This is a genomic window from Lachnospiraceae bacterium (assembly GCA_022794035.1).
In the GTDB taxonomy this organism is placed as follows: Bacteria; Bacillota; Clostridia; order Lachnospirales; family Bianqueaceae; genus CALWPV01.
Map to the genome: position 1 here is coordinate 1 of JAAWDX010000013.1, position 13526 is coordinate 13526.

Sequence of the window (13526 nt, forward strand, 5' to 3'; positions counted from 1 at the left end):
AGTGACCAAACAGTGACCAAATCAAAATCAAATCCGCTTATTTAGCGGCATACAGAGCTTTTTAGACAGGTTCGAATCCTGTCATTCCGATTTTTCATGAAAACCGCTTGTATAGGCGGTTTTTTGTTTTTCCAGTGTTTATTCCGTCCTCCATGTACGTCAGTATAATACATAAAAGGGCTCTCATAGACTATCCAATATTTAATTTCAACTTCCGCTATCTTTTATAAAAAAGCTAAGCCAAAACACCACATATAGCTATACCGATCCGGCGCGGGATACACAACAAAAGCAACATCAGCCGAAGTACTTGCCCATTTTAAAATACCCACTGAAAACAACTCCGTTTTTCAGTGGGTATTATTTTAAGACCATTCCTTCCTTATCAATAAGAAGAGAATATATCCTTTTACTTCATCGCACCACATTTCAAGCACGATTTCCTTGAAGATGAATTCATGGCTCCACACGCACTACACTTCCATTGTCCGCTTGTCGAAACAGAAGAAGAAGTACTTTTTTCAAACAAGGTCGCTTTACCATTATTCATATCCAGATTAGGCTCTACATCCACATCGGCCATTGGTGAACGATACGTTATCAACGTATAAATTTGATCCTTACGCTCATCTGGCCGCATTGTTGAATGAAACTTAATATCCAATATCTCATATCGCCGCTTTTGCATCTGAAGCAGCACTTCATTCACATTTCTTGTATATTCCACATCACAGCCTTCATCTCTATCTTCCGAACGAAGCCTGAACATCAACACATGAACCCTGCCATCGCATCGTTCCAGATTTTCAAGGTATCGTTCCAAGTCCCTCTGATCAAGATACCCCATACCTTATCACCGCCTTATCCCAAATTCTTCAGGCTGGTTTCCACCTGCTCCAGTAGCGAACGGTACTTATTGCCCTTCGCCTTTTCCTCTTCCACCACGCTGGCCGGCGCCTTGCTGATAAAGCCCTGATTGCTCAGCTTCTTCTCCACGCGCGCAATCTCGCCCTCAAGGCGCTGCCGCTCCTTGGTTAAGCGCTCGCGCTCCTTCTCAAGGTCCACCAGCTGATCCAGCGGAATGCAGATCACCGCCTCGCGGATCGGAATCGTCACAGCGCTCTCCGGTATGCCTGTACGGTCTGCCTGCACGCTTACCTCGGTAGCAAAGGCCAGCGGCGCCAAAAAGCTGCCGCCACGGCGGAAAATGTCCAGCACCCTCTCCTGCTCCGATACTACAATCACCTGTGCCTTCTGCTTGGGAGGCACGTTCATCTGAGACCGCACGTTACGGATGCCGCGAATGGCTTCCTTCATGCGCTCCACCTCATCCTCCTCTTCCGGAAAATGCATAGCCTCATCATAGGCGGGCCACTCGCTGAACATGATCGTCTCCTCTTCCGGGCACAAGTACGAATAGATCTCCTCCGTGATAAACGGCATAAACGGATGCAGCATCTTGAGACCCGTGACCAGAACGGTTTTCAGCGTCCATAATGCCGCCGTGCGGCTCTGATCATGCTCTGCGTAAAGGCGGGATTTCACCATTTCAATATACCAGTCGCAGAATTCCTCCCACAGGAACGTCGTCAGCTTATCGCTCACAATACCCAGCTCGTACCGGTTCATATTGTCGGTCACTTCCTTGGCCAGATTGTTGACCTTAGACAGAATCCAGCGATCAGCTGCCAAAAGCTCTTCTGGCGCCATGGCCTGCGGAAGCTCCTCATCCATATTCATCAGGATGAAGCGGGAGGCATTCCAGATCTTGTTGGCAAAATTGCGGGAGGCCTCCACTTTCGACCAATAGAAACGCATATCATTTCCGGCGGCATTGCCCGTCACCAGCATCAGCCGCAGCGCGTCTGCACCGTACTGATCGATGACCTCGAGCGGATCGATGCCGTTGCCCAGGCTCTTGCTCATCTTTACGCCGTTTTCATCACGCACCAGACCGTGAATGAGCACATCCTTAAACGGCACCTCGCCGGTGTACTCCAAAGCGGAAAAGACCATACGCGATACCCAGAAGGTGATGATATCATAGCCGGTTACCAGCACGTCGGTCGGGTAGAAATATTTGAGCTCCGGCGTCTCATCCGGCCAGCCAAGCGTGGAAAACGGCCACAGAGCTGAGCTGAACCACGTGTCCAGCGTGTCCTCATCCTGCTGCCAATGCGTGCAGCCGCATTTCTCACAGGCCCCTGTGGGCGCCGTCTTCTGCACCACCATATGCCCGCACTCCTCACAATAATAGGCCGGGATCCGGTGTCCCCACCACAGCTGACGGCTGATGCACCAGTCATGCAGGTTCTCCATCCAGTTCAGGTACATCTTGTCGAAGCGCTCCGGCACAAAGCGGAAATCGCCCTTTTTCAGCGCTTCGATGGCCGGCTTTCTCAATTTATCCATGGCCACGAACCACTGCGGCTTGATCATGGGCTCAATCGTGCAGCCACAGCGGTCATGCGTGCCTACATTATGCGTATGATCCTCAATGCGCACCAGATAGCCCTGCTCCTCCAGATCCTTCACCATCGCCTTACGCGCCTCATAGCGATCCATGCCGGCATATTTGCCGCACAGCTCATTCATATGCCCATCATCGGTAAGCACGTTAATCTGCTCCAGATTATGGCGCTGTCCTACCTCAAAGTCGTTCGGGTCATGCGCCGGCGTAATCTTAACCGCACCGGTTCCAAATTCCTTATCCACATAGGCATCCGCAATCACCGGAATCTCTTTATTCACCAGCGGCAGAATGACCATTTTACCCACCTTGTCGGTGTAGCGCGGATCGCTCGGATGCACAGCCACCGCCGTATCGCCCAGCATCGTCTCCGGACGGGTCGTGGCCACCTCAATATAGCCGCTGCCATCCGCATACGGATAGCGCAGATGCCAGAAGTGTCCCGCCTGCTCCTCGTGCAGTGTCTCGGCATCTGAAATCGAGGTCTGGCACTGCGGGCACCAGTTGATAATGCGCTTGCCCTTATAGATCAGCCCCTGCTCATACAAACGAATAAATACATCCAGCACCGCCTTGGACAGCCCTTCATCCATCGTAAACCGCGCACGGTCCCAGTCACAGGACGCACCCATCTTTTTCAGCTGGCTGATAATACGGTCATTATAAGTCTCCTTCCAGGCCCAGGCCTCCTTCAAAAAGCCCTCGCGCCCCAAATCTGCCTTATTGATGCCCTGTTCCGCCAGCTTCTGAATGACCTTAACCTCGGTAGCAATGCTGGCATGATCCGTCCCCGGCTGCCACAGCACATTATAGCCCTGCATTCTTTTCCAGCGAATCAAAATATCCTGCAGCGTATTATCCAGCGCATGCCCCATGTGCAGCTGCCCCGTGATGTTTGGCGGCGGAATCACAATCGTAAAAGGCTTACGCGTCTCATCCACCTCTGCATGAAAATACTTCTTGCTCTCCCATTTCTCGTAGAGCCGCCCCTCGATCTGATGCGGATCATAGGTTGTCGGTAAATTTTTCATAATCTCCTCCTGTATGCCGTCAAATAAAAAAGCGGTCTTCGCCTGCTAAGGGCGAAAACCGCGGTACCACCTTAATTTGTTCTCTTCATCCGTAACGGAATGACCCGACCAAAGCTAGTCGCCCCGTCTATTTTCGCGCCCGCGCGCGGCGGGAAAAATGACCGAGTCTTTCGCCTTGATGACTCCGAAGCTACCTTCCATCCTGCGTTTGGCCGGGAAATCTTTCAGCCGGTGAATTTCCTTCTCTGCTGCCTGTCCGGATGTACTCCTCTTCATCACAGTCTTGTGTTTTAAGTTGTGTTTTATCATAGCGCAGGGAATGCGCTTTGTCAAGCTTTTATTTTTTTGCCCTGACAAGCAGCATCATGGGACGCCGCAGCTCATCCTGCATACCGGGCAGTGCTTTCCCTGCTGCTGTTTTAAATTGCTTTCCTTTACTTGGAAGATACGTTATCCATTTGCTATATGTGATAAATTACGTACAAAACCATGCTTTGATACGTTGAATTCGTCAAATTCAAACTTGCCAACTTACAAACCTGTGCCAAAGGGACGGACCTCTCAGGGTCTCCACCCTTTTATTCACTCCAGAGCACAACTTCGCCCGGCGCAGCCGCCAGCGTCTTTTTCATATCGATCAGCCGCTGATTGGACGAGCCCCTAAAGCGCAGCGAAATATCCTTCAGCTCCTCCACAAACCGGCCGTCCACCAGTACATCCAGCAGCCCCAGCAGCTCCTCTGTGACTTCGCAGTGCGCATGCGCCCCCTCGCGCCGGAGCTCCTCCAGCGTAAAGCCCGAATACGCCCAAATCGTCTTATCCGGCAGCTCACGCCGCACCCGCTTTAGAAACGGCAAGAGACCGCGCTGGTTCTGCGGCTCCATCGGCTCGCCCCCCAGCAGCGTCAGCCCGTTAATATACTCCGCTGAAAGCATCGAAATCAGCTGCTGCTCCGTCTCCTCCGTGAACGGCTGACCATAGCAAAAATCCCATGTCTCCGGCTGAAAGCAGTTCTTGCAGCGATTGGTACAACCCGACACAAACAGCGTCACGCGCACGCCAATGCCATTCGCAATATCGCAGTTTTTAATATTCCCATAATACATCGCAGATCCCCCTTACAGGTGCATCACACGTTCCTTAATCTCCTGCGTACGACCCTGATTCCAGAACTGCGTGCCAATATAGCCGCAGGTACGCCGGGCCACATTCATCTTGTCCTGGTCCTGGTTCCCGCAGCGCGGGCAAGTCCAGACGAGCTTACCATCCTGCTCGCGGATTTCAATTTCGCCGTCCCAGCCGCATTCCTGACAATAATCGCTCTTGGTGTTAAGCTCTGCATACATGATATTATCATAAATAAACTTGATCAGCTGCAGCACAGCTTCCAGATTATTCTGCATGTTGGGCACCTCGACATAGCTGATGGCTCCGCCGGTGGAAAGCGCCTGGAACTGCGACTCAAAACGCAGCTTTTCAAAGGCGTCAATATCCTCGGTCACATGCACATGATAGCTATTGGTGATATAGCCCTTGTCCGTCACGCCCGGAATGATCCCGAAGCGGCGCTGCAGGCACTTAGCAAATTTGTAGGTCGTGGACTCGAGCGGCGTGCCGTAGATGCCAAAGCCAATCGTGGTCTCTTCCTTCCATCTGTCGCAGGCCTCGTTCATATGCTTCATCACATCCAGCGCAAACGGCGTGGCAGATGGATCGGTATGCGACTTGCCGGTCATATAGCGCACGCACTCGCACAGTCCGGCATAGCCAAGCGAAATCGTGGAATAGCCGCCATACAGCAGCTTATCGATCGGCTCACCCTTCTGCAGGCGGGCGCAGGCGCCGTACTGCCACAGAATGGGCGCTGCATCAGAAAGCGTACCCTTTAAACGCTCGTGACGGCACATCAGTGCCCGGTAGCAAAGATCCAGACGCTCATCAAAGATCTGCCAGAATTTATCCATATTGCCGCCGGAGGAAAGCGCCACATCCACCAGATTCAGCGTGACAACCCCCTGATTAAAGCGGCCATAGAACTGATACTCTCCCTTTTCATTCTTCCACGGAGAAAGCGCACTGCGGCAGCCCATTACCGGGAAGCAATTGCCCTCCTTGAGCTCCTTCATCTTCTTTTCGGATATGTAATCCGGCACCAGGCGCTTAGCCGTGCATTTGGCCGCCAGCTTCGTCAGATAATAATACGGCGCATTCTCATGCACATTATCCTCCTCCAGCACATAAATCAGCTTCGGAAAGGCCGGCGTCACCCACACGCCCTGCTCATTCTTTACGCCCTGATGGCGCTGCTCCAGGACCTCCTCGATGATCATGGCCAGATCCTTCTTCTCCTGCTCGCTTTTGGCCTCGTTCAGATACATAAACACCGTCACAAACGGAGCCTGCCCATTCGTCGTCAGCAGCGTCACCACCTGATACTGGATCGTCTGCACGCCGCGGCGCACCTCCTCGCGCAAACGCGTCTCGGTAAGCTTCTCCAGCTCCTCCTCCGAAAGCGTCAGCCCGATATTTTTGGTCTCACGCTCCAGATCGCGGTGAATCTTCTCGCGGCTCACCTGCACAAAGGGCGCCAAATGCGCCAGCGAAATCGACTGGCCGCCGTATTGATTGGAAGCCACCTGCGCAATGATCTGCGTAGCAATGTTGCACGCCGTAGAAAAACTATGCGGCCGCTCGATCAGCGTACCCGTGATCACCGTGCCGTTCTGCAGCATATCCTCCAGATTCACCAGATCGCAGTTATGCATATGCTGTGCATAATAATCGGTATCATGAAAATGAATAATACCCTCATTATGCGCCTCCACGATATCCTGCGGCAACAAAATACGGTTCGTAATATCCCGGGACACCTCGCCCGCCATATAATCGCGCTGCGTGGAATTAACCACCGGGTTTTTATTTGAATTCTCCTGCTTCGCCTCTTCATTGTTGCACTCAATCAGGCTGAGAATCTTGTCATCCGTCGTATTAGACTGGCGCACCAACGCTCTCGTGTAGCGATAGGTAATATATGCCTTAGCCACCTCAAAGGCCCCCTGCGCCATGATCTGGTGCTCCACCATATCCTGTACTTCCTCCACACTCGGCGAACGCCCCAGCCGCTCACAGGACAGCACCACACTCTCCGCGATCCGCTCGATCTGCACCGGCGTCATCTGCGCCGAAGCCTCTACCGCCGCATTCGCCTTGCTGATCGCCTTGATAATTTTATCGATATTAAAGTCAACCTCAGAACCGTTTCTTTTTAAAATCTTCATTTGCCTTCTCCTTTGCCTCTCTCTCATGCAGACCACTATATATTGTGTTCGCTAGTTATAGACTATAGCAGATATGGCATTTCTTGTCAACTATCTTCTTGGTTGATTTTTATCCCCCGCGGCCCTCACAACCCGCCGCTAAGCGGCAAAATAAGCGGCGGCCAATGCCTTGACCACCGCTAAAAAATTTTTTTGCTCTCTATTTTACTCTAATTCACAAACCTCAAAGACGACAGCAATCGCTCCAGCGTACTGTCATCTTTCCCTGTAGAAAAATCTGCATAGCTAATCAAATATACTCTGCTGCCATGCGGCACCAGCGCTGCCTGCACGACGCAGCTTACCTGCTCCTTTTCCACCTGATAGGCCAGCGTGAGCGCCGTCACCTCATCGCCATAAATCCGAATGCGGCTGCTCTGTACATCGTCTGAGCTCAGCCCCAACTTCTTGATTGGAACTACCAGCTCATCCAGCTCCTTCATGATGTTTTCCAGCTCTTCATTGGCAAATTCGCGCCCGGTGTCCCAATAGCCAAAATCAACATAATTCACCGTGCCTTTATCAGCCGCCGGAGAGGTCAGCCGGCCAAAAATTGCCAGATTGTTGCTGCTGCCCACGACCTGCACCTGTGAATCCATATCCGTCTGCAGCGGATCCCAGCTGCTGCTCTTCCATCCGGCAGCAAACCGAAACTCCAAATCCCCCACCTGATAGCTCGCCCAGTTACCCGGAACATCCACGCTGGCATCCGAATAGCCGCCGCATCCTGTCAGGAGCAAAAGTGCTGTGCACAGGAGGGTCATCCATTTTTTTATTCGCATTTTCTCACCTATGTATCGTTTACTTTGTTCTGTTTTATTATACTAAACAATACAGAGAAAATAAAGTATATCTTTTATTTAGATTCCTCAGAATCCGCAAACCAGCCGTTTTGAACCCATGCCTGATAGATAAAAAGGTTTGAATGATGCCCGCCGGATGCAACCGCAAAAAACATACTTTCTCCATCATCGCTCAGCATAGGGTTAAGGTGTGACCCTTCTGCCAAGGCCTTCAATTTTTCTAAGATTGCTTTCTCCATTTTCCTACTTGTGGCATCATCCTTATATTCATAATCAAAACATCCTACTAAAAGTGGCCTCATATCGCCATCGGTTTTGCCCACGGCATAGCAGTCCGTCATATATGGCGCCACCTCCGAAATCTCATTCAGAAATTCCTGCGCCCATTCCGTCACATCATATGCTTCCGGATCCACCTTAGGAAACTCCCAGCGCAGGACCTCTACTACCCTTTCTTTAACAGAAAGATCAACCGGAATAATTTCCCGGTCCCACAGTGCGCTGCTCTCCGTGTCCCTGCCGCTCTGAGCATCTGCCGGCGGCTCTTGCTGGCATCCCGGCAAGCTGCAAAGCATACTGATACATAATAGACTGATTAAAATACTTTTTCTCATAGCAACTCTCCTTAATCTGGCATCGGCATCCTTTTGAGATCGCCGCCGCCTGAAAAGCCTCCTCCAACCCATGTTCTAAACCGATACCCTTCTGTTGCTACAAAATAGAATATCTTATCCGGATTCATCGCATGGGCCTGTGTTATTTCTTTGCCTTCTGCTATAGTCGTTATTTCCTTTTTCAGCACACTGCTCATCTGATTGCCTAACGGGTGTCCTTGCGAATCATCCTCTTCATTATATACAAAGCAGAGTATCAGAATATCCGGCCCCTCTCCATTCTGCTTTCCAATTGCATAGCATTCTTTTACATACGGTTTTATCTCCGGCAGCTGCTCCAGCAGCTCATAGCCCCAGTCGGTGATCTCCCAGTCTTCAATATTCACCTCCGGGAATTCAACCTCCATGCAGCGGGCAATCATTTCTTTTGCTGATAGATCTCTGGGCATATTTATCGGAATCGCTCTTTCTACCTCACTGCTTTGTCCTTCGCTATGACTCTCGTTCTCATTTTCCTCCGCACCGCCTGCGTCAAGACACCTGCCGATTTCCTCAAGCGCCTGCTGGTACGCCGTTTCAAGCGAGTCTGTCTGTCCAAAAATATATTCCTCTATCTCCCTTGTCATGCAGCAGTGCAGCTGCCACTCCGGAAGCAGCGCCTTGTCGATATGTGACAGTATGTCTTCCAGCTTCCCTCTCGTCTCACTTGTCATTGGTTTAATCGTATAAGCATCGCCAAGCCAATTCTCTCCCTCCGGCACGCGATCCGGCGGGAAATTGCCCATCATCGGATAGAATTCATACTGCGTTTCACACAGATCATCCAGCATTTCATTCGTAGTACTGCGGTTAACGCTTATATCAAAATGCATAAACCTCTTGGTATCCGCCAAGCATTTAATCAGCTGATATCCAGCCTCTTCATTGGGGGCGTCCTTGACAACAGCCCCCCAGCTTGTTACCTGGGCCGTGTACCCCTGGGCATTTTCCCTTGCCGGGATCCCAACTAAAACAAATTCTTCATTTCGATCTGAATAGCGCGATTCATAATATCCGCTCTGCGCGGCAAAAGAATGCATGAAATAACTGGAATTGCCTCCCTCCGCAAAACACCCCGTCTGATCATGAAACTCTTCAAAAGCATCCAACATCTCTGAAACTGCTAAATTATTAATTTTCCCGTACCGGGAAAACCTTTCATTTAAAAAGCCCTGATTCTCGCTTGCCATTTGCTTTAGTTCATCCTGTGACATTCCGTAATCATTGATGAGATAGGCCTTATACAGCTCGGCCAGCCGGCTAAAATAATCAAATTCCAGCTTTGCCTCTCCGGTCTCATAGTCAAGCAAAGAAACCCCGCTGGCGGCATCAAACAGCACATATGCATAATCATTCCACATATTAGAAAACTGCAGCATCAGCATCTCACTTTCATCCCGCTGCTCATTCCACAGATCAGTAAACTTAGTGACCATTTCATGATAGGTTTCTTCTCCCGTTAGCGGCAGGTCATGCTGCTGCAAAGACTCCTTGGAGGACATCAGTATGTTCATATTAAAGGTTAGCGGAAAGATGTACTGTTTGCCCTGCACAAGACCGCTCCGCAGTACAGCGGAAAAATACTCCTCTCCTGTATAAATTTCATCCTGTTCAAAATAGGGCATTAAGTCTGCAAACATCCCCTGCTCCATATAAGGATACAGGCAGTAATCCTCCGACGTATACGAACCAATGACTACATCCGGCCCTCTCTTTCCGCTCTCCTTTTCCTCCTGTACCTGCTGCAGAAGAGCAGCTGTCGTAGAAAAAAAGGTGATTTCAACAGGCAGCGAACTCGTCTTTTTAAATTCCTCTATGGCATCATAATACATATACCCTTCCTCTCCCCAGAGCAGGGCATGTGACAAAAATTCCCCGATCGAATACCGCGTCTGATAATAGCTTTCACCATAATTTGTCATCACTTCATTGCCCACAACATAGACAACTAGAGCATTTTCATTTTCATTACTTGCTTCTATATTTATCTCTTCTTCTTTTTCTCTCCCACATCCCATTAACAAAAACGAGAGAATTAAAATCATGCTAATAATTATATTTTTTCTCTTCATCACACTTTTCCCCACAACTTGTTTTTGTTTAATTATACCATATATTTATATAATATCAATATATTTTTATTTGTTTTGTCTATCTTTTACCCTTGTTACTCTCTTGCCAACCGCCCTTCCTTATGCTATACTTAATTAAAATATCGAAGGAGGATTTGTAAGTGGGTATTTGTGTAATTCGCATTCGCATCCAGGGGCAATAAAAGCAGATAAACCATCTCATGATGCTTGAGGTCTTTTTTGCGTGCGAATACACAGAGCTGACAACCTCTAAAGACATGCGTCTATGCTAAGACCATCGTCTTATTTTGTCTTATTTTGTTGCATGTGCAGGCATACTCAACCCATGGGTATGGCCTGCTTTTTTTGCCTTTATTTTGAATTCTATAAAATAAATCAGGAGGCAAAGCATGCAAAAAACATCTAGCTGTATTCATCATTCACAGAATTTTATTACCAGCCGCTATCTTCTTAACCGCATTGTATCTCTCAGTACCATCAATAAAGACGATACTGTACTTGAAATCGGCACAGGCAAAGGACATTTAACTGAAATCCTGGCCCAAAAGGCCGGCACTGTTTATTCCATAGAGCTTGATCAAAGGCTATTTTGCTATTCACAGAAAAAATTAGCTTCTCATCATAATATCAAGCTCATTCAAGGCGATTTTTTAACCTACCGCCTGCCGACCCGCGGTGCCTACAAGGTTTTTGCTAATATCCCCTATAATCTCACGACCCAGATCATCGATAAGCTGACCGGCGCACCGAATCCCCCTGCGGAAATATGGCTGATCATGGAAAAAGGAGCGGCCAAGCGTTTTGCCGGTCTATCTAAAGAGACGCAGAAATCCCTTTTATTAAAGCCACAGTGGCAGATGAAAATTTTATATCATTTTCGCAGAGAGGACTTTCATCCCTCACCTGCCGTGGACTCCGTTTTGCTGCATTTTTCTCGCAAAGAAAAGCCCGACCTGTCGGCCAGCGAATATGCTGCTTATCAGCGTTTTATTGCGCATTCTATGCGCTATGGACTTTGCTCAAAAAAAGGGCTGCTCACTCCGAGGCAGGTGCGCACAGCTCTTCATCTGGCAGGTCTTCCTTTCGCTCATGAAAGCGGCATCACGCTTTATGTTCAGTGGCTTTGCTTATTTCGGTATTACCGCAAGCAAAAGTAAAACCATTGTTTTTATCCTACGGCTGGCATCCGCAGGCAGAATCTGCTATAATGCGTTTAATGAAATTAAAAAGGAGGAATCCGCATGCGTATCGCTATCTGTGACGATCAGCCTCTGCAGCTAAGCCTGCTGCAGGCGCAGTGCCGGCGCTGGGGGCAAGGCTGCGGCGAGGCAGTGGAGCTTTTGAGCTTTGCCAGTGCCGAAAGCTTTCTCTTTGCCTATGAGACCGATAAGCAGATTGATCTGCTGCTGCTCGACATCCAGATGCCCGGCCTCTCCGGCATGCAGCTGGCGCAGAAGCTGCGGCAGAGCCGGGACTCTCTTACGCTGGCGCTCATCACTGCTACTCCCGATTTTGTCCTGCAGGGCTACGAGGTAAGCGCGCTGGCCTATCTGCTCAAGCCGGTTTCTGATGAAGCGCTTTTTGCGCTGCTAGACCGGGTCAAAGCGCAGCGCGTTCCGCCCTCGGTGCTCATCGATCATGACGGCATCACGGAGCGCGTTCCTCTTTCTGATATTATATATCTTGAAAGTGCCGGGCATAATACCCGTATCGTCTGCACGCAGCAGAGCATCGAAAGTCCGCATGTGCTCAGCTATTTTGAAGCGCAGCTGGCAGAGCAGTTTCCCGGCCGCTTCCACCGCTGCCACCGCTGCTATCTGATCCATCTGGCGCATGCCGCCTCGCTGCACAAAAAAGAAGTGATCCTCGAGCCCGATTATCATATCCCTGTTGCCCGCGGCCGCTTTGAGCCGCTAAGTCTCGCCTATATGGCCTATTACCGAAACATGCAATCATGATATTTTCTCTGTTTTTTATTACGGCTCTTGCCGTCTATCTTCTTTTTGCCATCGGCTCGGTTCATCCGGGAAAGCTTAAAAATGCCATTTTCTTTTTATTGCTTTTCTTGGCGGCCGCTTCCGGCGGCCTGCTTTCTGTGCTATATTCAGCTGCCCCCTATATCGGCTGGTGCATCCTTGGCCTTCTTTTGTTTGGCTTTGATCTTTTTTATGATGAAGAGGGCCTTTTGCATCAATGGCCCTATCTGACGGTCCTTTGGCTCGGCAGCCTGCTTCTGCTCCTGACCGGCACCGTGCTTTTGCTGCCGGCGCTGCTCTGCCTCGTACTCGCCGTCTACCGGCGCGAGCTGAAGCAGCCGGTTTCCTATATCAAGCTGCTGCTTTTAACTGTTTTGGCGCTGCTGCCCCTTTCCTTGCCCCTGCGGGGCGCTCTGCTGCTTCTGCTGCTGACCGCGCTGGAGCTGACGCGCCATGGCTATCAGGCCAATTTTGAACGCAGCACGCGGGCGTTTCAGCAGCGGGTGCTGACGCAGCAATATGATGAGATCAAGCAGATGTACCTCAATATGCGCGGCTGGCGGCATGATTATCACAGCCACATTCAGAGCATCAAGGCCTATCTGGCGCTGGGGCAGCTGCCGCAGGCGCAGGCCTATCTGGAGGAGCTGGACGCCGATCTTTCCCATGTGGAGCAGTATATCCGCAGCGGCCACCTGATGGTGGATGCGATTTTGAACAGCAAGCTGAGCCTGGCGGAAAAGGCGCTGATCCGCGTGGACTGCACGGCGCAGCTGCCGGAGCAGCTGGCGCTCTCCGATGTGGATCTTTGCGTACTGCTGGGCAATCTGCTGGATAACGCCATCGAGGCCTGCGAGCAGATCGAGCCGGACGCGCGCTTTTTGCGCGTCTATATGACGGTGCATAAAAAGCAGCTCTATCTTTCGGTGCAAAATGCAGCCAAGGAAATCCTCAATTTCAACGAGCGCCACTACATCACCTCCAAGCGCGGCCATCACGGACTGGGCATGCTGCGCGTAAAGCTCTTGGTTGATAAGTACGAAGGGTATCTGAACCTGCAGAACGAGCCCGGCATTTTCGCCGCTGAGGTCACGCTGCCCAATCCCTAACCTGCGATTCATGCGCCCCACATGCAGTTCATGCAAAAAACTGCTGCGCGGGCGCTCTTTTTGTTATACTCGCC

Annotated in this window: 11 protein-coding genes; 3 read left to right on the forward strand and 8 right to left on the reverse strand. The window is 50.3% G+C overall.

Going from position 1 to position 13526, the window contains the following annotated elements:
* Nucleotides 1-409: 409 nt before the first annotated feature.
* The 8 genes from HFE64_10180 to HFE64_10215 all read right to left on the reverse strand — a co-directional run bounded on the left by HFE64_10180 (nt 410) and on the right by HFE64_10215 (nt 10319).
* Nucleotides 410-847 (reverse strand): hypothetical protein, encoded by a 438-nt coding sequence (locus HFE64_10180; protein ID MCI8633830.1) that lies wholly within the window; start codon nt 845-847, stop codon nt 410-412.
* A 14-nt stretch (nt 848-861) separates the two neighbouring features.
* Complete coding sequence (locus HFE64_10185; protein MCI8633831.1) at nt 862-3501, reverse strand: valine--tRNA ligase; 2640 nt, start codon at nt 3499-3501, stop codon at nt 862-864.
* 114 nt (nt 3502-3615) lie between these two features.
* A complete protein-coding gene (locus HFE64_10190) occupies nt 3616-3777 on the reverse strand; it encodes a hypothetical protein (protein MCI8633832.1) in 162 nt (53 codons plus the stop codon).
* 302 nt (nt 3778-4079) lie between these two features.
* Nucleotides 4080-4607 (reverse strand): anaerobic ribonucleoside-triphosphate reductase activating protein, encoded by a 528-nt coding sequence (gene nrdG, locus HFE64_10195; protein MCI8633833.1) that lies wholly within the window; start codon nt 4605-4607, stop codon nt 4080-4082.
* 12 nt (nt 4608-4619) lie between these two features.
* On the reverse strand, nt 4620-6779 hold the full coding sequence (nrdD, locus tag HFE64_10200; protein MCI8633834.1) for an anaerobic ribonucleoside-triphosphate reductase: 2160 nt from the start codon (nt 6777-6779) through the stop codon (nt 4620-4622).
* A gap of 209 nt (nt 6780-6988) precedes the next feature.
* Nucleotides 6989-7600 (reverse strand): hypothetical protein, encoded by a 612-nt coding sequence (locus tag HFE64_10205; GenBank protein ID MCI8633835.1) that lies wholly within the window; start codon nt 7598-7600, stop codon nt 6989-6991.
* A gap of 74 nt (nt 7601-7674) precedes the next feature.
* Entirely contained in the window at nt 7675-8235 is a 561-nt protein-coding gene (locus HFE64_10210) for a hypothetical protein (protein MCI8633836.1), read from the reverse strand.
* 11 nt (nt 8236-8246) lie between these two features.
* Nucleotides 8247-10319 (reverse strand): extracellular solute-binding protein, encoded by a 2073-nt coding sequence (locus tag HFE64_10215; GenBank protein MCI8633837.1) that lies wholly within the window; start codon nt 10317-10319, stop codon nt 8247-8249.
* Nucleotides 10320-10756: 437 nt separating this feature from the next.
* Here HFE64_10215 and erm point away from each other — a divergent pair, with 437 nt between their 5' ends.
* The 3 genes from erm to HFE64_10230 all read left to right on the forward strand — a co-directional run bounded on the left by erm (nt 10757) and on the right by HFE64_10230 (nt 13452).
* Complete coding sequence (erm, locus tag HFE64_10220) at nt 10757-11524, forward strand: 23S ribosomal RNA methyltransferase Erm (GenBank protein MCI8633838.1); 768 nt, start codon at nt 10757-10759, stop codon at nt 11522-11524.
* Between the two features lie 84 nt (nt 11525-11608).
* A complete protein-coding gene (locus HFE64_10225) occupies nt 11609-12325 on the forward strand; it encodes a response regulator transcription factor (protein MCI8633839.1) in 717 nt (238 codons plus the stop codon).
* Nucleotides 12322-13452: a GHKL domain-containing protein gene (locus tag HFE64_10230; protein ID MCI8633840.1), complete on the forward strand. Its 1131-nt coding sequence runs from the start codon at nt 12322-12324 to the stop codon at nt 13450-13452. Before HFE64_10225 ends, HFE64_10230 begins: the two co-directional genes overlap by 4 nt.
* The last annotated feature ends 74 nt before the right edge of the window (nt 13453-13526 follow it).